The organism is Bradyrhizobium sp., assembly GCF_049798375.1.
GTDB lineage: Bacteria > Pseudomonadota > Alphaproteobacteria > Rhizobiales > Xanthobacteraceae > Bradyrhizobium.
The window spans coordinates 1-22910 of sequence record NZ_JBARGP010000292.1 but is presented as its reverse complement, the minus strand read 5'-3'; the positions used below and the strand labels follow the sequence as shown (position 1 = coordinate 22910).

Here is a 22910-nt window from a genome sequence, read left to right as displayed (position 1 = left end):
TGACGAGGGTCCCCCAGTCGGGAAGTTCGGCACCGCGGCGTCCTATCCGATGACGAAGGCGCTGGTGTAGCCGCGCTGCGTGGGTTAGCGCAGCGTAACCCAGCATATTCGTACACTAGCCCAATGCGGCGGGTTACGTGACCGTTACGTCGATCTTATCTCGCCGCAACAGCGTCGTCTCGGTCGCTAACCCGCCCTAAGATCAGACTGCGATTACGCCGTCTCCAGATCGAAATCCGCCCAGATCGGGACATGGTCGGACGGCTTCTCCCAGGCGCGCACATAGCTGTCGATGCCGACCTCGACGAGACGGTCGCTGGCCTGCGGCGACAGCAGCAGATGATCGATCCGGATGCCCTGGTTCTTCTGCCAGGCCCCGGCCTGATAGTCCCAGAAGGTGTACTGCCCCGGCGCGTCGGTGACCGCGCGCAGCGCGTCGGTGAGACCGAGACCCAGTAGCGACTGGAAGCTCTCCCGCGTCTCGGGGCGGAACAGCGCGTCGGTGACCCAGCCTTCCGGGTTGGAGACGTCGGCCGCTGTCGGGATCACGTTGAAGTCGCCGGCGAGCACCAGCGGCTCCTCGGTCAACAGCCGCTCGCGCGCATAGTCGCGCAAGCGCGACATCCATTTCAGCTTGTAGGGATACTTCTCGGTATTCACCGGATTGCCGTTGGGCAGATAGAGGCAGGCGACCCTGACGACGCCGTGCTTGAGGCTCACCACGCCTTCGATGAAGCGGGCGTGGGTGTCCTCGTCGTCGCCGGCGAGCCCCGACGTGCTCTCGTCGATCGGCAGCTTGGACAGCAGCGCCACGCCGTTGAAGGTCTTCTGGCCGTGGGTGACCACGTTGTAGCCGAGCGCCTCGATCTCAAGGCGCGGAAACGCGTCGTCCGTGCACTTGATCTCCTGCAGGCAAACGACGTCGGGCGAGGTCTCCTTGAGCCAGGTCACGAGATGCTCGATCCGTTGCCGGACCGAATTGACGTTCCAGGTGGCGATGCGCATGGGGGTTCCAGGACAGGAGCGGAGGCTGGGCGATTTGTTCCGGCTAGATCAAGCCAGTTAGATCAAGCCCCGGGGGCTGCGGTCAAGACCAGACGAGCGATGGTCCAGTGAGATGATGCCCCTTCATCTCGTCCAGTCTCGGCCACATTGCATCCACCAGCAGCGCGGATTAATTGAAGCACGGCGGGGAGGCGCCGCAGCGCTCGATTCCGAAGGCATACCATCATGGACGCCCAAAACCCCCTGCAGCATTGGCAAGGCACCTATCAGGCAAAGACCGAGCAGGAGGTGAGTTGGCACCAGCAACTGCCCGAACCCTCGCTTGCGATGGTCAGCGCCGTGGCGACGCCAGCGGCTGCGATCATCGACATCGGCGGCGGGGCGTCCCGGCTGGTCGATCATCTCATGCAGCGGGGATTTGCCGATCTCTCCGTGCTTGACCTGTCGTCGGCGGCGCTTACCAAAGCGCAAGCGCGCCTCGGGGCGCAGGCCGCCGCCGTGAACTGGATAGCCGCCGACATCACCACATGGACGCCGTCGCGGCGCTACGACGTCTGGCATGACCGGGCGACCTTCCATTTCATGGTGAGCGATGATGACCGCGCCGCCTATCTCGACCGGTTGCGCTGGGCCCTCGCTCCCGATGGCCATGCCGTGATCGCGACGTTTGCGCTGGACGGGCCTGAAAAGTGCAGCGGCCTGCCGGTGATGCGCTATGACCCGGCAGGTCTCGCGCGCGCCTTGGGAGGCGAGTTCACGCTCGTCACCTCGGTGCATCGCCTGCACCACACGCCGTGGCGCGCGGTGCAGGCGTTTCAGTTCAGCGTGTTCCGCCGGTCGCCGCCTGACGACCCCGAACGTCCCTAGCGGACGGTGGTGATCCGAGACGGCGTCTGGGTCATCCAGATTTCCACCGCGGCAAGGATCGCCACCAGCGCGCCCACGATCACGTGGACTGTCATGGCGGTCCGGTTGGTCTGGAAGCCGATGACCCAGGGCGAGATCACGGCCCACACGCCGACGATCAGGTTGAGCCACTCCTCCCAGACCGCGAAGGCCGCCAGGGCGGCGATCGCCAAGACCGCGATCACAATGCCGGTGATCATGGCATTCTGAGTTACGTGCCCGGGCTCGAACTTGAAGATCCAGGGCGAGATCAGCAGGAAGACACCGAGGATCAGGTTGGCAACGTCGCACAGCTTTGCATTCGATCTATCCATCTTTTCGCTCCATCACCACCCAATTTCAGCGTCAACCAGCTATCTGTTGCAGCGTTCCTCAGCGCGTCGGCAGCGACGATTTTGTGATACTCGCGCCGGCGTGCTGCCTCGACCGCCTATTGCCGGGCATTGCGACGGGTGCAAGCACCATTTGAATGCGGCGCTGCAGCGCGAACCGCAGATGCGGGAAGGTTGGCAAAGCCGCATGCGCCGTCGTGGACGTGCTGCAGAACATGTGATCTGCCGCTCTGACGCGAAGTGATATAATCATATCGCCGCGCGAAAATGATCGATCAAACGGGTGTGAGGCTTTTGAGGAGGTTTCAATGCACAGGCACATCTTGGGATTGACGACGTCTGCTTTCATGCTGGTGTACGGCACTACTGCCGTCCTGGCACAGGCCCAGACGCCCAACCAATCGGATCAGCAACAGATGCAATCGCATCCAATGGGTCACGACGGCGAGGGCACGATGGGTCATCATGGCGAGGGCGTCATGGGTCACGATAATGAGGGCATGATGGGGCACGGAGGAATGATGGACGGTGCGATGACAGGACGCATGATGGGACGCGGCATGATGGGAGGAGGTGCGATGGGCTCGCCGTTCATGATGCGCATGATGTTTGCTCTGATGGATGCCGATGGCGACGGGACCATCTCGCTGCAGGAGTTTCAGGCAGCTCACGAAAGAATCTTCAAGGCAATGGACGCCAACAAAGATGGCAAGCTGACGCCGGAGGAGATGCACACGTTCATCCACGGAGCGAGATGATCGGCTTTCCGGGAGCCGTTTGTTAACGCCGGCGGTTTGATGCCTGACGGCATGTCATGGAGCGAGGCCGCTAAAGGACTGGTGAGAACCGTAACCAGGTCGGTATCGCCGCCGGATGCATAAGTGAGGGTGGAGGAAGGGCTGGCAGTCGTCACAAAGCCGGCCATATGTCTGTCTTCGAAGATGCCGCCGTGCTCAATCGGCGGACAAGTTATGTGCAAATCCATATTCCAAGCCGATGCCGACGGTCGCGCCCCAGCGCGTCGCCACGATACGCCGACGCGGGGAGCGATGGATGGGATCGGCTGCGCTGGACGGGCGAGCAGAGCGAAAGCAGCAGGCAAAGGATGGAGGCCGAGAGTGGCTTCGCCGGTTACATCAAGCCATTTGGATCAATCCCTTGGGGGTCGCGGTCAACGCCGCGGCCACGACGATCCAGAGATGATGATGCCATGACACCGAGCGGGTAGCAGAGCAGTTATCCCGCGAGACGGTCCTTTCTGATCTTTATTGTCACCACGACGCCGTCCTTGTGCCACTGCCGCTCGATTGATCCACCGAGTTGATGCGTCATACTGCGGGTGACCAGCTTACTGCCAAAGCCTCCGGCATCGGCAGGAGCCGTGACAAGGGGGCCGCCACGTTCAGTCCATACAATTACGACCTCGTTATCAGGCACGGCGCATGATACGTCCAGAGTGCCCGTCTCCGCTGAGAGGGCACCATACTTCAGAGAGTTGGTGGCCAATTCGTGGATCACGAGCGCCAGCGTTGTCGCGGACGCTTCTCCGACCCCCATCCGCGGTACCGAAACGCGAACCCGCCCACTGAAGGCTCCCATATCATCGTAAGGCGCCAGCAGTACGCTGAGGAGATCGCCCAGAAGTGCCGCTCTTCCCTCATCGCCAGGGAGAGGACGAACCAGATCATGAGCGCGCCCCAGGGCTGTTAGCCTCTGGGTCAATTCGGCCGCCATATCGACCGTTGAAGTCGTGGAACGCGAGGTGATCGCTGTAAGCCCGGCCGCTATCGCCAGCAGGTTCTTCACCCGATGGCTCATTTCCCCGGCAAGTAGTTCGTTGCCTTCCTCGGCCTGTTTGCGTCCGGTCACATCGATGAAAATTCCGTACATGATGCGACCGACGATGCCGGCGTCGTCTCCCTGACCCCGGGCCGAAATCCAGCGCACGTCATCGCCGGCCATTATGCGAAAGTCGATTTCATAAGGCCCGACAATCGCGCGGGTGGCGGCGAACGCCGCCCGCACCCTGTCGCGATCCGCTGGATGGATATGCGCCGAGAGATCTTCGAAGGTCACCGCGTGGCTTCGGGGCAATCCCCAGAGGTCGAACGCACGGCTATCCATCGTCAGTTCATCGGTATCAACGTTCCAGGACCATAAGGTGACTCCTGCGGCTTCGATCGCGAGCCGGAGATGCTCTACGTTCCACATCGTCTTCGATCGACCGGCCGCTGAAGCGTTGTGAGAAGGAGTCACGTTGCTTCCTCCTTCGCCGAACTCTGTTTAGCCTCATTAGCGGCTGCGGCGCCTCGAACATTTGTTCTATCGGCGAGCACACGACGAAAAATAGCGTGCGGTATACCGAGCGCTCTCAAAGTGGTTCCTTTGCCGTATCCATTAGATCACGATGCGATTAAACAGAATGGCATCGTGATCTAATCTCTTTGTTTGAGCATGATCTTTTCGGAAAACCGGTTTCCACTTTTCCGGATCATGCTCTAGCGCCTCAGTAGTTTTCCCTGATTCAGACCTGCTTGGTAGGCTGGTCGGGCATCAGCCATCGATCACCATTTCAACAAGCTTGGCGATCTTGTCACGCGTCAGATCGCCGGAGTTCGAAATGTAGGGTTCTTCGTCGCAAGCATAGACGAACGCCGTGCCCTTCGTTGTTCCACTATCACCGGCCCGGGTCACTACGATGTTGCCGAAGGCGGTTGTGATGCTTGTCAAGGCGCCGTTGCCTACCGCGAAGGACACACCGATAGGACGATGATCATTCCGCTCGATCTGCACGGAAAACGAGAATTGATCCGGGCCAAAATGGTGCTTGCACTCCTCGAGGAACGGTAAGACTTCGCGTTCCATGGCCTGTCTGCAATATTCCATGTCAGCGGTTCGTTTCTCTTGATTCTCGGCCGCAATCCCCGACTGCTTTTCCTTCTCGGCCACTGCCGTCGATACTTTTTCCTTGAATTTTCTGGCGAGTTCCTCGGCATTCATTCTATGTTCCAATCGGATGGAGAGCGGGGTTGTCGACAACAAATAAAGTTGGTGTAGCTTGGGGGCAGCTTGTTCGTCGGCAGCAAGCAACAGCCGGAGTTTTCATCCAGCCACAATTGAGCTGAGCGGTACATCCATAGAATAAACGAATCCGGACGGTTCATAGGTAAGTCGCACTTGGCCCTTCAATTGCTGGCCGAGCGACTCCATCATGCGCGTCCCGAAGCTGCGACGTGCAGGAGGCTGAACTCGAGGGCCGCCTCTTTCGATCCAACTCAGGTGCAGCCGCTGCTTTTCCTCGTCTATCGTCCAGGCGATGTCGACGCGGCCAGATTGCACGGAGAGCGCACCAAATTTGGTGGTGTTCGTGCAAAGCTCATTGAATGTCATGGCGAGCGCGATGACTGCGCCTGAGGCGATCTTGATGTCCGGCCCGTTGAAATAGAAGCGTCTGACTCCCTGGCTGTCATAGGGCTCCGTGGCACCGTTGAGCGTATGGGTGAGGCTGGCATTCGACCAACTGGCCTGCATAAGCAAGTCGTGAGCACGACCAAGCGCCAGCAACCGGCCTTCCATGGCCGTCTGCCCATGCTCGATGTTGGTCGCGTTCCGAAAACTTTGCGAAGCTATGGCGCTGACGGTCGCGAGCGTATTCTTGATGCGATGATGCAGTTCACCCAGGATGAGATCCTGCAACTTGTCGGCTGCCTCGCGTTCTTTGGCTTCGATGCCGGCTTGGGCCAGCAAGACTTCAGCATCGATGCCAGCTTGTTCCAGCAGTGAGCGAAGACTGTCGTTTTCCGCGAGCAAGATAGCCTCTTGCGCCGAGCGCGGCGATTGATCCGCCGAATCCGATCCGAGAACAGCGCCATCGACCAACAACGATGCTGCATTTGGAACTGTCTTCAGCGTGCCGGCGCCAATCATTGCCTGCAGTTCAATGATCATCTTCTCGACGTTCAGCGGTTTGCCAAAGAAGCGGCTGTCAGATGGCTTTTCCGCGTCCGATGGGGACACTTGGCCGGAAACGAGAATGATTTTTATGGAAGGCCAGCGGTCATGCACCGCGTGGGCCAGCTTCAGCCCGTCCAAGGTGCCGGGCATCTGGATATCGGTGAACAGCAAAGATATATCCGAGCGCGACTCGAGGATCGAGAGCGCCTCGTCGGCGCTTACGGCTTGCACCGGCGTGAAACCGGCATCCTCTACGAGGTCCACGGCCCGCATGCGAAGCATCATCTCATCTTCGACGATGAGAACTTTCGCGATTTCTACTGAATCTTTGGACATGGAAGAGTCTTGCCCTTCGGTGCGCGGACGACCCACTGGCCCCAACATCACGCGACCGTCGGTCTTTGACGGCACGGACAGGTTCAGCAAAGAGTTGAATAAAAGAACACTGGTCCAGAGAGAGAGAAATTCAGCGGCTGGTATGCACAAGGCGCGCTTGCTGGATTGGCTGACCTGAACTGCTTTGCAAACAGTGTGCGGGAAGGTCAGGCCAAATTTCTGCCGAGCAACTCGCGTCGACAGGCTGAACGTGAAGCCGATCTCCCTTCACCAGAACCGCCGTCTCGCGGGCCGCAACTTTCATAGAGCCCGGCGTGGCTATTACAACAGTTCCGAGCAGCACGACGATGAGTGAAGCGACGAACGATTTGATCATTTTGGGAGGCTGCTGACTGTGGGTCTCGACCCCTCTACTTTTGCGGGGCCAAATCAAGAACAACCAAAGTGAGAAATGGTTCCATGAATCAACTTATGTTTGTGATCGCCGCTGCTTCATCGTTTGTCAGACGACAGCTACAAATCTGGATAAATGCTTTCAGTCCTGTCGCCCCGCTTTGAGAACGACTTCGGAGCCGGTCACGGTCGTAGCGATAACGCTAGGCCGCCGCCGTCTTACCTGACCACGGCCGGATGTCAGCCCAAGCTTCCAGAACTGCCGTCATAGACGGCGCTCCGATGGCCGGGATGTGTCTTGGCGAACCTGCGGTAACTGCCGCCTGCTTTTTTTTCTGCAAGCGAGTCATGCGGCAAGCTCCCGGCCTTCCCTGCGCCTCTCGATAGGGGCGACGGGCTTACACGCAAATCTCCGGCAGAACGGTGTCGCGAGAATGCCGCTTTATGTTCTGCCGTCATTGCCCGCGCAGGCGGGCAATCCAGTACGCCGAGGCCTCTCGGCGGATCACGACTGTCTCTGGAATACTGGATCGTCCGCCTCCGCGAACGATGACAGCGGATTGAAACGAGCGCGCGGATTCGGCGGAGACGGCGTTGTCGCCGTTTCGTCGGGGTGGGCCGCTCAGATCGAGAAGCTGGTCCCGCAGCCGCAGGAGGCGGTCGCATTAGGGTTGTTGACGCGGAACGAGGCGCCCATCAGATCATCGACGAAATCGACCTCGGAGCCGGCGAGGAACGGCGCCGAGGCCGGATCGACCAGCACCACGGCCTTGTCGCGCTCTATCACCAGGTCGTCGTCGGCCTTGGCGCGCTCGATATCGAACTTGTACTGGAAGCCGGAGCAGCCGCCGCCCTCGACCGAAATCCGCAGCATGGCGCCGGCATCCTCCTTGCTGAGGATCTGGCCGATCCGGCGGGCAGCGCTGGCGCTGATGGTGACGGCGTCGGTCATGGCAGAGCTCTCCGAACTAAAATTCGCGCCCGAATTGGTTGGTATCGGGCGTTCCCCATAGTTAAGTGCACCGCGTAAAGGAATCAATTCTCGGAGGCCTGTCGTGTCGGTCGGAATGGCTGCCCCCCGCGCACTTTATGCCTGCGATCCCGATCGCAGCCGGGGCCGGCTCGTGGCCGAGCCGCCGTCGCGGACCCGCAGCGCCTTCCGCAGGGATTGCGACCGGGTGATCCATTCCACCGCGTTCCGGCGGCTGAAGCACAAGACCCAGGTGTTCGTGTTTCACGAGGGCGATCATTATCGCACCCGGCTGACCCATTCGCTGGAGGTGGCCCAGATCGCGCGTGCGCTCGCCCGCCAGCTCGGGCTCGATGAGGATCTGACCGAGGCCCTGGCGCTGGCGCATGATCTCGGCCATCCGCCGTTCGGGCATGCCGGCGAACGGGCGCTCAATGCCTGCCTCAAGGAGTACGGCGGCTTCGATCATAACGCTCAGACCTTGCGCGTGGTCACCGCGCTGGAGCAGCGCTATCCGGAATTCGATGGCCTTAACCTGACCTGGGAGACGCTGGAGGGCATCGTCAAGCACAACGGCCCGCTGACAGAGCCCGTTCCGATCGGAATCCGCGAGTTCAGCGGGCATTGGGATCTGGAACTCTCGACCTTCGCCTCGCTGGAGGCCCAGGCCGCCGCCATCGCCGACGATATCGCCTATGACGCCCACGACATCGACGACGGGCTGCGGGCCGGGCTGTTCGCGCTCGACGATCTCAGGGAGATGCCGCTGACGGAGGCGATGATCAAGGCCATCGATCGGCACTATCCCGGGCTCGATGACATCAGGCGCGGCGCCGAGTTGGTGCGGGAGCTGATCTCCTATCTGATCTCGGCCGTGATGTCGGAGTCGCAGCGCCGGATCGACGCCGCGCAGCCTGGAACGGTCGAGGACGTCCGCAACCATGGCCGCCAGCTGATTGCGTTTTCGCCCGAGGTCTCCACCTCCGAGGCCGCGATCAAGACCTTCCTGTGGCACCGCATGTATCGCCATCCGCGCGTGATGTCGGTGATGCACGACGCCGAGGGGATCGTGGCCGATCTGTTCGGCCGCTACCGGGCCGATCCGGGAGAGCTGCCACCGGAATGGCTGCAGGGTTGCGAGGAGGAGGGCGCGCGGCTCAGGCGGATCGGTAATTTCATCGCCGGGATGACCGACCGTTTCGCGCTGACCGAGCATGTCAGGCTTTTTGACTCGACCCCGGATTTGCGTTAGGCGGCGCCCATGCCCGAGAATGCCAAAACGTCCGACAAAGCTCGAAATCTGCATCTTTTTGCTGACGTGCTGGCGCGCGTGCATGCCATTTGCGCCGATCTCGCCAGGCAAAACAGCTGGCCCGACGTGACCGATTTTTCGCGCGTGGTGGTCGAGCCGCCGCGCGATCCGAGCCACGGCGACATGGCGACCAATGCCGCGATGGTGCTGGCCAAGGAGGCCAAATCCAAGCCGCGCGATCTCGCCGAGCAGATCGCCGCGAAGCTGCGCGAGGATGCGCTGGTCGCCAAGGTCGATATTGCCGGTCCTGGCTTCATCAATCTGACCCTGCACCCGAATGTCTGGACGGAGCAACTCGGCACGATCCTGCGCGAGGGCGCGGCCTATGGCCGGATCGCGCCGAACGCGCTTCTGCCGCGGGTCAACGTCGAATACGTCTCGGCCAATCCGACCGGGCCGATGCATGTCGGCCATTGCCGTGGCGCGGTGTTCGGTGATGCGCTGTGCAGCCTGCTGCAGTTCGCCGGCCGCGACGTCGTCAGGGAATATTACATCAACGATGCCGGCGCCCAGGTCGACGTGCTCGCGCGCTCGGCCTTCCTCAGGTATCGCGAAGCGTTCGGCGAGGACATCGGAGCCATCCCGGAGGGTCTCTATCCCGGCGACTATCTGAAGCCGGTGGGGCAGGCGCTCGTTGCCGAGCATGGCGCCAAGCTCCGTGACATGCCGGAGCAGCAGTGGCTGCCGGTCGTGCGCGCCAAGGCGATTGCGATGATGATGGAGGAGATCAAGGGTGATCTCGCAGCGCTCAACATCAAGCATGACGTGTTCTTCTCCGAGCGCTCGCTGATCGCTGATGGCAACAACAAGGTTGCGGAGACTATCGATTTCCTACGCGCGCGCGGTGACGTCTATGAGGGCCGCCTGCCGCCGCCGAAGGGCGCGCCGGTGGAGGATTGGGAGGATCGCGAGCAGTTACTGTTCCGCGCCACCGCCTATGGCGACGATGTCGATCGCCCGCTGATCAAGTCGGACGGTTCCTACACCTACTTTGCGTCGGATATCGCCAATCATCGCAACAAGTTCGAGCGCGGCTTTGCCGATCTGATCGATGTGTTCGGCGCCGATCATGGCGGCTACATCAAGCGCATGCAGGCGGCGGTGAAGGCGGTGTCGGCCGGCCAGGCCGTGCTCGATGTCAAGGTGGTGCAGCTCGTCAAGCTGCTGCGCAATGGCGAGCCGGTGAAGATGTCGAAGCGCTCCGGCGACTTCGTCACCTTGCGTGAAGTTGTCGACGAGGTCGGCAACGACGCCGTGCGCTTCATGATGCTCTATCGCAAGAACGACGCGGTGCTGGATTTCGATCTTGCCAAGGTGATCGAGCAGTCGAAGGAGAACCCGGTGTTCTACGTGCAGTATGGGCACGCCCGCGGCCATTCGATCTTCCGCAATGCGCGCGAGGTGTTCCCGGATCTGCCTGATGACGACGAGGCGCGGATCGCTTATCTGTCGGATGCGAAGCTGACGCGGCTCAGTGATTCCACGGAATTGGAGCTTCTCAAACGGCTTGCTATGTATCCAAGAATGATCGAAGGCGCGGCCGCAGCTCACGAGCCTCACAGGATCGCCTTCTATCTCTATGATCTGGCGAGTGAATTTCACGCGCTCTGGACCAAGGGGCGCGATATGCCCTATTTACGCTTCATTATTAATGATGATGCACAGATGACCAAGGCGCGATTGGCCATGGTCCAGGGCGTTGTCTCGGTACTGGCGTCGGGACTTGCTGTTTTGGGCGTCCATGCTCCCGATGCGATGAGGTAGGTGGAGACGGACGTAACCTTACGTTGGGGGCCTCGATCTGGCAGGGTCCGCCTTATGGCTCGAATATGCGGCTCACCCGCAGGGACGCTTCATTAGATGGCTGATCGTTACCAGGACAGATCCTTTTCCTCCGATGGCTTCGGTCGCGGTGGAGATCCTCGCGCTGAGGCCGATCCGCTTGCCGAGCTGGCGCGGCTGATCGGGCAGTCCGACCCCCAACCCGGACGTGGCGCGCCCCAGGCGGCACCGCGTGCGCAGGCCGGATGGCCGTCGGCGCCAGCGGAGATCGAGCCTGAACTGTCGATCCCTCCCGGGCCGCCATCCTGGATGCAGCGTGCCAACCGGCAGGAAATCCCGAGAGGCCAGCAGCAGGTGCCGGCATCGGCCCGCGACCCCTTTGCCGAGCTGTCGCGCGAGCCCCAACGGGCGGCGCCTGGCTACGCTGCGCCCGGCTATCCTGCCGCGCAGCCTGGCCACGACGATCAAGATTACGATGATCGCGAGCAGGACTTCCACAACCAGCAGTCCCAGCACGGCGGCATCGCTCCCCAGTTTCCGGATCAGCATTTTGCCGATGAGCTGGCCAAGCTCGACTTCGGCGTCGAGTCTCGTCAGCGCTTCACTGGCGATGATGCCGAACCGCATTCCCCGCGCGAGCCCGCGTTCGAGGTGCAGGGTGCCGACCCGTCGCGCTACGACGAGGCGCTGTACGGCGAGCTCGGCCCGGCGCAGCAGGACTACCAAGGCGAGCAGGACTACCAGGACGACCATTTAGGCTATCAGGACTACGACGAGGCCGACGAGGAGCAGGCACCCAAGCGCCGCGGCGGCAAGGCGATGGTGCTTGCGATCCTGGCGCTCGGCTTCCTCGGTACCGGCAGCGCCTTCGCCTACCGGCACTATTTCTCGGCCACCCGTAGCGGGGAGCCGCCGATCATCAAGGCCGACAACAGCCCGACCAAGATCATGGCGACGCCCGCCGACTCCGCCCCGAAGGTGCCGGATCGGCTGCTCGGCGGCGATGGCAGCGAGAAGCTGGTGTCGCGCGAGGAGACGCCGGTCGATCCGACCCGATCGATCGGCAACAGTGCCGCGCCGCGTGTGATCTTCCCGCAGCTCAATCAGAATACCAACCCGCCGCCGCCATCGAGCGTCGCGCCGGGTGCACTGGCGTCGGCAGCGCCGACCGTCGGTGACGGCACGATGCCGAATGCCGATCCGCGCCCGATCAGGACGCTCTCGGTCAACGGCAATGCGGCTGGCAACGGCGCGCCGGCCTTGGCTCCGCCTGCGATCAAGCCTGCGCGGGCGATCGCGGCACAGCCGGTGCCGCACAATTCGCCTGCCAATGCCAACGCATCGGCCAACAACGCGCCGATGGCGATCACGCCGCAGCAGGCGCCTGCCAACCGGGTCGCGGCGCTGACGCCGACCGAGCAGCCGGTGGCGCGGAGCGCCTCGAGCGGCGAATACCTGGTCTCGGTCCTGTCGCAGGATTCAGAGGCCAATGCGCTGGCCGCGTTCAAGTCGATGCAGGGCAAATATCCGTCGGTGCTGGCGTCGCGCAGTCCGACGATCAAGCAAGTCGAGAAGGACGGCAAGACCTGGTATCGCGCCGCGGTCGGGCCGTTCGCGACCTTCGACGAGGCACGGCAGATGTGCGCGTCGTATCGCTCGGCCGGTGGCCAGTGTTTTCCGTTTAAGAACTAGTCTTGCGAGCTTGACCCCGCCGCACGGCGGGGGCACATCGGCCGCATGAACAGACGGGCCTTCATTACCGGCGTTTCCGGACTGACGCTCAGCGCGGACGAGCAGGCGTTCATTCGCGAGACGCGCCCATGGGGCTTCATCCTATTCAAACGCAACGTCCAGACGCCTGCTCAAGTGTCTGCGCTGGTTCAGGAATTGCGGAACGCGGCCGAATTCCCCGACGCCCCCGTTCTGATCGACCAGGAAGGCGGACGGGTGCAGCGATTGGGTCCGCCGCACTGGCCGGTGTATCCGCCGGGCGAGATCTTCAGCCGGCTCTACGACATTGATTCGGCCCTCGGCTTACAGGCCGCGCGGCTCAGCGCCCGCCTGATTGCCGATGACCTGCTGCAGCTCGGGATCACGGTCGACTGCCTGCCGCTGGCCGATGTTCCGGTTCTCGGCGCTGACGCCGTGATCGGGAATCGGGCCTATGGCACCAATCCCATGAAGGTCGCGGCGATCGCCCGCGCGGTCACTGACGGGCTGGAGCAGGGCGGCGTGCTGCCGGTGCTGAAGCACATTCCCGGCCATGGCCGGGCGACCGCGGACACTCACTTCCAGCTGCCGACCGTGGACACGTCGGAAGCGGAACTCGAAGCGACCGATTTCGCCGCGTTCCGGCCGCTGGCAGATCTGCCGATGGCCATGACTGCACATGTTGTGTTTAGCGCCATCGACGCCGCCCATCCGGCCACGACTTCTGCGACAATGATCTCGCGGGTGATTCGCGGCGGAATTGGGTTCCAGGGTTTGTTGATGAGTGATGACGTCTCGATGAATGCATTGGCGGGCACGATCGCCGACCGCACGCGGGCCATCATCGCCGCTGGCTGCGACATCGTCCTGCATTGCAATGGCAAGCTCGAGGAGATGCGGCCGGTGGTGGCCGAGGCGCCGATGCTGTCGGGCGAGGCGCTGGCGCGCGCAGACCGGGCGCTCGCAGCTCGCAAGCCGCCGGTCGGGTTCGACCGCTCGGCGGCACGGGCCGAGCTCGACGGCTTGATCAACCGGCTGGGATCAGCAAACGCATGACTGCCGAAATTCTGTCTTTTGAAACCGGCCGGCCTGCGGAGCTGGCCGAGAGCGAGCCGGCATTGGTCGTCGACGTCGAGGGCTATGAAGGGCCGCTCGACCTGTTGCTCGCGCTGGCACGGCAGCAGAAGGTCGATCTTGCCAAGATCTCGATCCTGGCGCTGGCCGACCAATACCTTCACTTCATCGAAGCCGCGCGAAAGATCCGGCTTGAGCTTGCCGCCGACTATCTCGTGATGGCGGCGTGGCTGGCCTTCCTGAAGTCGCGCCTGCTGCTGCCGGAACCGCCGGCCGCCGAGGGCCCGAGCGCCGAGGACATGGCGAACGCGCTCGCCAACCGGCTGCGCCGACTGGAGGCAATCCGCGAGGCCGCCGACCGGCTGATGAACCGGCCGCAGTTCGGGCGCGACGTGTTCCCGCGCGGCAACCCGGAATCGATCGCCCAAATCCGCCACCAGAAGTTCACCGCCACCCTGTACGACCTGCTTTCGGCCTACGCGGTGCAGCGCCAATCCGGCGTCTTGACCTCGGTGCATTTGGCGCGGCGCACGGTGTGGTCGCTGGCCGAGGCACGCGCGACCTTGGAACGGCTGGTGGGCATGACCGAGCTCACGGACGACTGGGCCTCGCTCGACAGCTATCTGATGAACTACGTCGCCGACGAGTCGCAGCGCGCCACTGTATTTGCCTCCAGCTTTGCTGCTGCGCTGGAGCTGGTGCGCGAAGGCCAGCTCGAACTGAATCAGAACCAGGCGTTCGCGCCGTTGTATTTTCGTAAGCGTCCGCCGCAACCGCCCGGCGCCATGGCTGCGCCGGACTTGACGGTTGAGTAACGAAGAAGGAGACCGCACCATGGCTAGTCTGGCGGAAGTGCGCGTGGAGGAATCCGAAGAGATCGCTGCCGAGCCGCAGGCGCGGCCCGAGGAGCTGCGCATTCTCGAAGCGTTGCTGTTCGCGGCAAGCGAGCCGCTCGATCAGGCGACGCTCGCCAAGCGGATGCCGGAAGGCGTCGACGTCAAGGCGGCGCTGGCGCAGCTGCAGGCCGATTATGCGACCCGCGGCGTCAATTTGATCCGCGTCGCCAATAAATGGACCTTCCGCACCGCGGGCGATCTCGCCTGGCTGATGTCGCGCGAAAGCACCGAAACAAAGAAGCTGTCGCGTGCGGCGATCGAGGTGCTGGCGATCGTTGCCTATCATCAGCCGGTGACGCGCGCCGAGATCGAGGAGATCCGCGGCGTCGTGACCTCCAAGGGCACGCTCGACGTTCTGCTGGAGACCGGCTGGATCAAGCCGCGCGGGCGGCGCAAGACGCCGGGCCGTCCGCTCACATTCGGCACCACCGATGCGTTCCTGACCCAGTTCAGCCTGGAGACGCTTGGCGACCTGCCGGGCCTGGAGGAGCTGAAGGGCACCGGTCTCCTGGACTCGCGTCTGCCCACTGGCTTCACGGTTCCGTCGCCGTCTGACGATCCGACCTTGCGCGAAGACGAGGAGCCGCTGGAGCCCGGCGACCTCGATCTGGCGCTGGCGCCGCGGGCCGAGCCGGAAGAGCCGCACGACGAGCCCAACGAGGACGCTCCGTCGGAGCATCAGGACACGTCATCCGAGACCATCGCCGAACAGGCCGCGAGCGCCGAAACCGCGAGTGCGGAAGCCAGCGCCGAGGAGGCCTCAGCCTCAGAGGAAACCTCTGCCTCCGAGCACGAGGAAGGGGACCACGCTGGGACGTCGTCGTTCCACGAGGCGGCCGACGACCAGGTGGAGACGGATCACCGGGACGATGAGCGCCCGGACGCTGATGGAGCGGACCATCGTGATGCCGGTGAGGATGGCGGCGAGGCCGAGTAACGGACTTGAGATCCCGGATTAACGCTCGCGTCATGACGTCGCGCCGAGCGCGATTTCACCGAGCTTAAGTCCTTGTTTTTGGGGCCTATGGCGCCTACGTTCGAGCCAAGATAGGGCTTGAGGAAGCCGGTCGCCTTCGTCACATTGTGGCTTCGTATTGCCGTTTCGCAAACGAATGCTAGAAGCGAAGGGGGATTGGTAAGTCCATGGTTATGGCGCGGTTTTGGCTTTGTGCGGAACGCTGGACGTTCCGTACCAGATCGGTCGATCGCGCCGATGTTTGGAGGATGCAGGATGGGTTCGCTTAGCATTTGGCACTGGATCATCGTGATCGGCGTCGTCCTGCTGCTGTTCGGGCGCGGCAAGATTTCCGACCTGATGGGCGACGTCGCGCAGGGCATCAAGGCCTTCAAGAAAGGCATGCAGGACGACGACACGCCGGCCGAGAAGGAACCGGTCAAGTCGATCGACCACGGTGCCACCACGCCCACGGCGACCCGCACCGATGTCGGCAGCAAGGCCGTCTGACCGGAACGGGTAAGGTGCGAGCGGCGTCGCATCCGGGCTGAGCCGGACGGATCAACGCTGCACAGGCGGATGTTTACATGTTCGACATCGGGTGGAGTGAGCTGCTCGTCATTGGAGTCGTTGCGCTGGTCGCGATCGGCCCCAAGGAGCTGCCGGGCGTTCTACGCATGGTCGGGCAGTGGATGGGCAAGGCCCGGCGCATGGCCTCCGAATTCCAAGGCCAATTCAACGAAGCCTTGCGTGAAGCCGAGATGGCCGATCTCAAGAAAAGCTTCGATGAGGTCCGTGCGGCCGCGTCGGGCTTCAGCCCGACCGGCGTGATCAGTTCGCTGCAGCGCGACGTCGATAAGGCGCTGGATATCGAAGGCGTCGACAAGCCGGCTTCCACCGCATCCGCGACCGAGCCGGCGCAGGGCACCGCGACCGAAACCGTCGTGATTCCGACCACGCCCGAGGCGCCCAAGCCTGAAACCTTCGTGGAAGCCGAGGCGCATCAGGCCGCGGGCGAGCCGCTGGCCATCGTTCGCGAGGTGCAGCCCGAGGCTGCACCTGTGCCGGAGGCTGCTACCGATGCCGATGAGAGCCGGCTCAAGGACGCCAAAGCGTCATGAGCGCCGACGAGATCGAGGCCAGCAAGGCCCCTCTGATGGAGCACCTGGTCGAGCTGCGCTCGCGGCTGATCAAGGCATTGCTCGGCTTCGGCCTCGCCTTCATCCTCTGCTTCGTCTTCGCCAAGCAGATCTACAACATTCTGGTTTGGCCCTTCGTCTGGGTCGCCGGGCCGGAAAATTCCAAATTCATCTACACCGCGCTGCTGGAATATTTCATCACCCAGCTCAAGCTGGCGCTGTTCGGTGCCGGCTTCATCTCGTTTCCGATCGTCGCAACCCAGATCTACAAGTTCGTCGCGCCCGGCCTCTATAAGCACGAGCGCAACGCGTTCCTGCCGTATCTGATCGCAACCCCCGTCTTCTTCGTGGCGGGCGCGGCGATGGTCTATTTCGTCGTATTCCCGATGCTGATCCGCTTCTCGCTCGGCATGCAACAGTCGGGCGGCGCCGAGACGGCGCAGATCGCGCTGCTGCCCAAGGTCGGCGAGTACCTGTCCTTGATGATGTCGCTGGTGTTCGCCTTCGGCGTGGCTTTCCAGCTCCCGGTGATCCTGACGCTGCTGGGACGGATCGGCATCGTCAATTCGAAGATGCTGCGCGACAAGCGGCGCTATTTCGTCGTCTTAGCCTTCATCATCGCCGCCGTCCTGACCCCGCCCGACGTGCTGAGCCAGGCCTCGCTGGCGCTTCCGCTGCTCCTGCTCTACGAGGGCGCGATCATCGCCGTGCGGATCGTGGAGAAGAAGGCGGCTGCGGAAAAGGCAGCGACGGGTACCTCGACCACCCCGGTCAAGCCGGCCGAATAACAGGGGCAGCGGAGGGCGCCAGCCCTTCCCGCCGGTCCTGCGTCGCTTCCCAATTGACATCAATCGCGGTACTGCAGGCGCGATTTGCGCTATCGGCGCGACTCGCCATCACAGCCTCGTTCCGGGACCGAACGACCATGCATGACATCAAATCGATCCGCGACAATCCGCAGGGTTTCGATGCCGCGCTCGCGCGGCGTGGCCTGGCGCCGATGTCGTCGCAGCTTTTGGCCATCGATGAACGACGTCGCGCGGCGATCCAGTCCTCCGAGCTGGCCCAGGCGCGGCGCAACGCTGCCTCCAAGGAGATCGGCGAGGCCAAGAAGACCAAGGACGAGGCACGCGCGGCCGCGTTGATGGAAGAGGTCGCCAAGCTCAAGACCACGATGCCGGAGTTGGAGGCAGCCGCCAAGCAGGCCGACGAGGAGCTCGCGCGCGAGCTTGCCGCGATCCCCAACCTGCCCAGCGCAGAGGCGCCGGACGGCAAGGACGAGCACGACAATGTGCAGCGTCATGTGTTCGGCGCCAGGCGCAACTACGCCTTCACGCCGAAGCTGCATGACGACCTCGGTACCAGCCTCGGCTACATGGATTTTGAGGCGGCAGCCAAACTGTCGGGCGCGCGCTTCGTGGTGTTGAAGAAGGGGTTGGCGAGACTGGAGCGCGCGATCGGCCAGTTCATGCTCGACCTGCATACGAACGAGCATGGTTACACCGAGATCAATCCGCCGCTGCTCGTCCGCAACGACGTGATGTTCGGCACCGGGCAATTGCCGAAATTCGAGGATGATCAGTTCTGGGCCATCAGAGGCGAGTTGCTGGCCTCGCCCGACGGCCGGTTGAAGACCGATCGGCTCGGCCTGATCCCGACCGCCGAGGTTGCGCTGACCAATCTGGTGCGTGAATCGATCATCGACGAGAAAGAGCTGCCGATGCGGCTCACGGCCCTGACGCCGTGCTTCCGCGCCGAAGCCGGCGCTGCCGGTCGCGATACCCGCGGCATGATCCGACAGCATCAGTTCAGCAAGGTCGAGCTGGTGTCGATCACGACGCCCGAGACCAGCAAGGACGAGCATGAGCGCATGCTGGCCTGCGCCGAGGAGGTGCTGCGCCAGCTCGACCTGCATTACCGGGTGATGATCCTGTCCACCGGCGACATGGGCTTCTCGTCGCAGAAGACCTACGACATCGAGGTCTGGATGCCGGGGCAGGGCGATGGCGGCGCCTTCCGCGAGATTTCGAGCTGCTCGGTGTGCGGCGACTTCCAGGCCAGGCGCATGGACGCGCGTTATCGCGCGAGCGACGGCAGGCCGCACTTCGTCCATACGCTGAACGGCTCCGGCACCGCGGTCGGCCGCGCATTGATCGCCGTGATGGAGACCTACCAGCAGGCGGACGGCTCGATCGCAGTGCCTGATGTGCTGCAGCCCTATATGGGTGGCCTGAAGGCCGTGACCGCGGACGCCTAGGCTCCCGATGTGATCCGGCGCGGCCGCTCCCAGCGGTTGCGCCGCGCGCTACAGGCGATATTCTGTGGTCTGTTCAAGCAATCGCTTTTTCAGACTTCCGATATCGATGGCACTGCATCGCGATATCTTCTGGATCGGCCGGCAATGGGCCGTCACCGGAAGCGGCGTCCAGGCCGTGGACCAGCGGCGGTACGGGGCGTTTGACGTCGAGCTGTCGAGGCTCTGGGACAACGCCGCGATCGAGGTGTTGCGCGAACAGCCCTGGTTCAACCCGGCCGATTTCGAGAAGGCGCTGACGACAGCCCGGACCCGCTTTCCGGCGTCGCCCGCTGCGATTGTACCGGCGCCGCCTTCCGTGACTGCCCCGCCCAATGCCGTCCCCGACACCGCGCGGCCTGCGACGGGACCGCCGCCGGATACGGCTCCGACGACGCTAGCCGTGCCCAACGCCCGCGCGAAATTCCTACCGCAATGGCGCCTGCGGCCGTAGCCGCATCGCTACTCCTATTCGTCGGGACCGGCACGAGTTTGCCTCGACGGTGAGCAGCAGTTAAGACACCGCTTCGATACGAACCTCGGAGCACTGGCGGCATGCGGATTCTCTGCACCAATGATGACGGTATCCACGCGCCCGGCCTGAAGGTGATGGACGAGATCGCCCGCGCGCTGTCCGACGATGTCTGGCTCGTGGCGCCCGAGCTCGACCAGTCCGGCGTGTCGCACTCGCTGTCGCTGAACGACCCGCTGCGGCTGCGCGAGGTCAGCCCGCGTCATTTCGCGATCAGGGGCACGCCGACCGACTGCGTCATCATGGGCTCCAAGCACATCCTTGGCGAGAAGGGGCCGGATCTCGTGCTGTCCGGCGTCAACAAGGGACGCAACGTCGCCGAGGACGTGGTTTATTCCGGCACCATTGCCGGCGCATTGGAAGGCACCATCCTCGGCCTGCCGTCATTTGCGCTGTCGCAGGAGTTCTCGCTTGCGACGCGCAACAGCCCGCCATGGGAGTCGGCGCTGAAATTCGGCCCCCAGATCATCCGCAAGGTGCTCGCCGCCGGCGTGCCGAAGAACACCGTGATCAACGTCAATTTCCCGGCCTGCGCCCCCGACGAGGTCCAGGGCATCCGCGTGACCCGGCAGGGCAAGCGCAACCTCGGTTTCCTCAAGATCGATGAGCGTCGCGACGGCCGCGGCAATCCGTATTTCTGGATCGGCTTCGAGCGCGCGGCCGGGCTCGACACCCCGGACGAAGGCACAGATCTCGCCGCGCTCGCCGCGCACTACGTCTCGGTCACGCCGCTGCGGCTCGACCGCACGGACGAGGCATTCTCCGGTGCGCTGAATGGGATTCTTGGTTAGCTAGCCGCCGCGCAGGGCGCTGTCGATCGCCTTGCTGAGCGTCTCCAGCTGGAATGGCTTCTGCAGCGCCGGACGGTCGCGATATTCCTCCGGCAGGCCGGACGAGCCGTAGCCGGTGGCGAAGATGAAGGGTCGGTTGCGGGCCTTGATCAGGTCGGCTACCGGGGAAATCACCTTGCCGTTGACGTTGACGTCGAGGATCGCGACATCGAAATAGGTGCTTTCGGCCAGGCGCATCGCCTCGCCGATCTCGCCCGCTTCGGCTGCTACAGTGTAGCCGAGCTCTTCGAGCATGTCGGCGACCATCATCCTGATCATGACTTCATCTTCAACGAGAAACACAGAGCCACGCGGCGGCCGCGGTGCAGTCATGATGTCAGTCCTTGCCCATACCAAGCATGAAGTTCGCAAATAACCGGATATGGCGCAACGTCAACAACGTCGCCCACAGTCATGGTGTGACCTCTTTGGCGCCGGCAAGCAATGGGTCGTTGCCACAAAGATACCGTGTAATTCGGCTAAGTTCCAGACGCGGAACAGTCAACCTGGGCGGGCGGCGATCGGACTGCTGCAACAGCGAGGCCGACAGGCCTGCTCCAGGCGGAGGCGCTTGCGGCTTGGTCGATGCTGCGTCTGGATGCGGGCAAGCCGCGCCGGCGCATCAAGATCGACGATCGCTTACGTGAGGCCGTGTGGCAAACCTGAAATCCGAAGCTGCACGAGCCGCCGGAGTTTAGCTATTGTTCCTCCGGGCGCCGACATCCGCTAGCGAGTCTTTCCAAGAGTATGCGCGAAGTCTGGTGCCGGAATGCTAGCTTGCGCCTCCAGGCGCGCAACCGAGACCCCGATGGCCAGCCCTCCTCCGGAGAAAATGATGTTTCAGCTGACCCTGCGCAGGCGGGGTATCAGCGATCAGGCTGTGCTTCGCACGCTGGAGGAGATCCCGCGGGAACGTTTCGTCGAACCGGGGGATCGCGCTGACGCCTATCGCGACAGCGCAATGGCGATTTCCTGTGGACAGACCATCAGCCAGCCCTTCGTCGTCGCCTACATGACCGAGCAGCTCAAGCTGCGGAAGACGCATCGCGTGCTCGAGATCGGCACCGGCTCCGGCTATCAGGCCGCCGTGCTGTCGCGCTTAGCCGGGCAGGTGCTGACCGTCGAGCGTTTCCGGACCCTGGCCGACCTTGCTCGCCAGCGCCTGGAAAAGCTCGACTGCTTCAACGTCGAGGTCATGCTCGGCGACGGCCTCGCGATCCCGCCGGCCGTCGGGCAGTTCGACCGGATCATCGTCACGGCAGCCGTGGACCGGATTCCTGACACGCTGCTGGAGCTGCTCGAGGCGGACGGTATCTTGATCGCGCCTGTCGGGCCGCCCCATGGCGTCCAGACGCTGGTCCGCGTGACCAGGACGGCCAATGGCCTCGAGCGCAAGGAGCTGGTCGACGTGCGGTTCGTGCCGGCCATTCCGGGGATCGCGCGCGAGCTCTGAGTCCGCCGTTAGCGACCTGGAGACCTGCCACGGGGCTTAAGCGCTTATTTACTGCAGGCGTGTTTATTCAAATCGTAGTTTGTTGCGTACGAGTGAGTAACCATGCCCGTCCTCGTCGAGTTGCTTCGCTCCCGTCGTCTGCCGCACGTCGCGGCGTTGGCGCTGATGTCGTTCGGTGTCGCCGGCTGTAGCGCCGACATGTCGTCGCGGATGGTGCAAACGGAAAATTCACTCTCTCGTCCGGTGCCCCCGGAAGCGACGGGCTCGGTGCAGCCGCCGGCCGCGATCGAACGCCGCGAAATGCCGCAATACAGCCGGCCGCCGGCATCGGCCTACTCGTCGTCGGCGCTTGCCCCCGCGGTCAGCGCGCCGCAATCCTATCCGTCGGGCGGCCGCAATGGCGGCTACGCCAGCAGCGGTGGCGGCAACATGTCGAGTGGTGGCATGTCCGGCGGCGGACGCGGGGTCTCGTCCTACGCCCCGCCAGCCCGGCCACAGCTCGAGACCACCAGTGCATTGGCGCCGCAGCCGCCGCGTTCGGTTGCGGCCGTACGTCCCGCAGGCGGGACCAAGATCATCGTCGGTACCAGCGACACGCTCGAGATTCTGGCGCACCGCTATCATGTGACGACGGGCGAAATTCTCGCCGCTAACGGCTACAAGGGGCCGCGCGCGCTGGCTCCGGGCCAGCAGATCATCATTCCGCATCCCGGTGCTGTCGCCTCAGCCGCCCCTGCGCCCGCCGCCGTGCCGGCTGCGCCTCCGATGCTGGCGCCCAAGCCGGTCGCGGTTGCCGCTGCTCCGGCCGTCGCAAGTGTTCATTTCGTCAACCACGGCGAGACGCTCGCCGGTATCGCGCGCCAGAATCACATCCCAGTCGCCGAGCTCGCGCGCGCCAACAACCTCAATCCGGCATCGCCACTGAAGCTCGGTGCACGGCTGACCGTTCCCGGCAAGTCGGTAGCGGCGGCAGCGCCTGCGGCTCCGGCCGCAGCCGTCCCCCAGGCGGTTGCGGCCGTGCCGGCGCCGGCTCCGACC

At 63.4% G+C, this 22910-nt stretch carries 23 protein-coding genes; 16 read left to right on the top strand and 7 right to left on the bottom strand.

What is annotated here, in order from left to right:
• Window positions 1-213 precede the first annotated feature (213 nt).
• Window positions 214-1005, bottom strand: a complete 792-nt coding sequence (gene xth, locus WA702_RS12610) for an exodeoxyribonuclease III (RefSeq protein WP_425110856.1) — start codon at window positions 1003-1005, stop codon at window positions 214-216.
• Window positions 1006-1230: 225 nt separating this feature from the next.
• Between xth and WA702_RS12605 the strand changes: the two genes are divergently transcribed.
• Window positions 1231-1872 carry a class I SAM-dependent methyltransferase gene (locus tag WA702_RS12605; protein ID WP_425110855.1) on the top strand — a complete coding sequence of 214 codons (642 nt, stop codon included), beginning with the start codon at window positions 1231-1233 and terminating at the stop codon, window positions 1870-1872.
• On the opposite strand, the gene WA702_RS12600 is transcribed toward WA702_RS12605, so the two are convergent.
• Window positions 1869-2225: an SPW repeat protein gene (locus tag WA702_RS12600; RefSeq protein WP_425110854.1), complete on the bottom strand. Its 357-nt coding sequence runs from the start codon at window positions 2223-2225 to the stop codon at window positions 1869-1871. The genes WA702_RS12605 and WA702_RS12600 overlap by 4 nt on opposite strands.
• Window positions 2226-2551: 326 nt before the next feature.
• Between WA702_RS12600 and WA702_RS12595 the strand changes: the two genes are divergently transcribed.
• Entirely contained in the window at window positions 2552-3001 is a 450-nt protein-coding gene (locus WA702_RS12595) for an EF-hand domain-containing protein (protein WP_425110853.1), read from the top strand.
• Window positions 3002-3479: 478 nt separating this feature from the next.
• On the opposite strand, the gene WA702_RS12590 is transcribed toward WA702_RS12595, so the two are convergent.
• The 4 genes from WA702_RS12590 to erpA form a co-directional block, all read right to left on the bottom strand.
• Complete coding sequence (locus tag WA702_RS12590) at window positions 3480-4454, bottom strand: sensor histidine kinase (RefSeq protein WP_425110857.1); 975 nt, start codon at window positions 4452-4454, stop codon at window positions 3480-3482.
• Between the two features lie 342 nt (window positions 4455-4796).
• Window positions 4797-5243, bottom strand: a complete 447-nt coding sequence (locus WA702_RS12585) for a hypothetical protein (protein WP_425110852.1) — start codon at window positions 5241-5243, stop codon at window positions 4797-4799.
• 102 nt (window positions 5244-5345) lie between these two features.
• Window positions 5346-6533 (bottom strand): sensor histidine kinase, encoded by a 1188-nt coding sequence (locus WA702_RS12580; RefSeq protein WP_425110851.1) that lies wholly within the window; start codon window positions 6531-6533, stop codon window positions 5346-5348.
• A gap of 1015 nt (window positions 6534-7548) precedes the next feature.
• On the bottom strand, window positions 7549-7878 hold the full coding sequence (erpA, locus tag WA702_RS12575; protein WP_425110850.1) for an iron-sulfur cluster insertion protein ErpA: 330 nt from the start codon (window positions 7876-7878) through the stop codon (window positions 7549-7551).
• Window positions 7879-7981: 103 nt separating this feature from the next.
• On the opposite strand from erpA, the gene WA702_RS12570 reads away from it, so the two are divergent.
• The 12 genes from WA702_RS12570 to surE all read left to right on the top strand — a co-directional run bounded on the left by WA702_RS12570 (window position 7982) and on the right by surE (window position 20380).
• Window positions 7982-9148: a deoxyguanosinetriphosphate triphosphohydrolase gene (locus WA702_RS12570; protein WP_425110849.1), complete on the top strand. Its 1167-nt coding sequence runs from the start codon at window positions 7982-7984 to the stop codon at window positions 9146-9148.
• A gap of 9 nt (window positions 9149-9157) precedes the next feature.
• Window positions 9158-10972 carry an arginine--tRNA ligase gene (gene argS / locus WA702_RS12565; protein WP_425110848.1) on the top strand — a complete coding sequence of 605 codons (1815 nt, stop codon included), beginning with the start codon at window positions 9158-9160 and terminating at the stop codon, window positions 10970-10972.
• 96 nt (window positions 10973-11068) lie between these two features.
• Complete coding sequence (locus tag WA702_RS12560; RefSeq protein WP_425110847.1) at window positions 11069-12682, top strand: SPOR domain-containing protein; 1614 nt, start codon at window positions 11069-11071, stop codon at window positions 12680-12682.
• Window positions 12683-12727: 45 nt separating this feature from the next.
• Window positions 12728-13756, top strand: a complete 1029-nt coding sequence (gene nagZ / locus WA702_RS12555) for a beta-N-acetylhexosaminidase (RefSeq protein WP_425110846.1) — start codon at window positions 12728-12730, stop codon at window positions 13754-13756.
• Complete coding sequence (locus tag WA702_RS12550) at window positions 13753-14589, top strand: segregation and condensation protein A (protein ID WP_425110845.1); 837 nt, start codon at window positions 13753-13755, stop codon at window positions 14587-14589. The genes nagZ and WA702_RS12550 overlap by 4 nt, the downstream gene beginning before the upstream one ends.
• A 19-nt stretch (window positions 14590-14608) precedes the next feature.
• Window positions 14609-15607 carry an SMC-Scp complex subunit ScpB gene (scpB, locus tag WA702_RS12545; RefSeq protein WP_425110844.1) on the top strand — a complete coding sequence of 333 codons (999 nt, stop codon included), beginning with the start codon at window positions 14609-14611 and terminating at the stop codon, window positions 15605-15607.
• A 294-nt stretch (window positions 15608-15901) separates the two neighbouring features.
• On the top strand, window positions 15902-16135 hold the full coding sequence (locus WA702_RS12540) for a twin-arginine translocase TatA/TatE family subunit (RefSeq protein ID WP_425110842.1): 234 nt from the start codon (window positions 15902-15904) through the stop codon (window positions 16133-16135).
• A gap of 77 nt (window positions 16136-16212) precedes the next feature.
• Window positions 16213-16746 (top strand): Sec-independent protein translocase protein TatB, encoded by a 534-nt coding sequence (gene tatB, locus WA702_RS12535; RefSeq protein ID WP_425110841.1) that lies wholly within the window; start codon window positions 16213-16215, stop codon window positions 16744-16746.
• Window positions 16743-17552 (top strand): twin-arginine translocase subunit TatC, encoded by an 810-nt coding sequence (gene tatC, locus WA702_RS12530; protein WP_425110840.1) that lies wholly within the window; start codon window positions 16743-16745, stop codon window positions 17550-17552. The genes tatB and tatC overlap by 4 nt, the downstream gene beginning before the upstream one ends.
• Window positions 17553-17689: 137 nt before the next feature.
• The gene (gene serS, locus WA702_RS12525) at window positions 17690-19021 is read left to right on the top strand and encodes a serine--tRNA ligase (protein ID WP_425110839.1); all 1332 of its coding nucleotides are present in this window, start codon (window positions 17690-17692) and stop codon (window positions 19019-19021) included.
• A gap of 106 nt (window positions 19022-19127) precedes the next feature.
• Entirely contained in the window at window positions 19128-19511 is a 384-nt protein-coding gene (locus WA702_RS12520) for a hypothetical protein (protein ID WP_425110838.1), read from the top strand.
• Between the two features lie 101 nt (window positions 19512-19612).
• Window positions 19613-20380 carry a 5'/3'-nucleotidase SurE gene (gene surE, locus WA702_RS12515; protein WP_425110837.1) on the top strand — a complete coding sequence of 256 codons (768 nt, stop codon included), beginning with the start codon at window positions 19613-19615 and terminating at the stop codon, window positions 20378-20380.
• On the opposite strand, the gene WA702_RS12510 is transcribed toward surE, so the two are convergent.
• Window positions 20381-20752: a response regulator gene (locus WA702_RS12510; RefSeq protein ID WP_425110836.1), complete on the bottom strand. Its 372-nt coding sequence runs from the start codon at window positions 20750-20752 to the stop codon at window positions 20381-20383. It abuts the gene before it with no gap.
• A 475-nt stretch (window positions 20753-21227) separates the two neighbouring features.
• Here WA702_RS12510 and WA702_RS12505 point away from each other — a divergent pair, with 475 nt between their 5' ends.
• Entirely contained in the window at window positions 21228-21872 is a 645-nt protein-coding gene (locus tag WA702_RS12505) for a protein-L-isoaspartate(D-aspartate) O-methyltransferase (protein ID WP_425110835.1), read from the top strand.
• 102 nt (window positions 21873-21974) lie between these two features.
• On the top strand, window positions 21975-22910 hold a 936-nt coding region (locus WA702_RS12500), incomplete at its 3' end, for a LysM peptidoglycan-binding domain-containing protein (protein WP_425110834.1).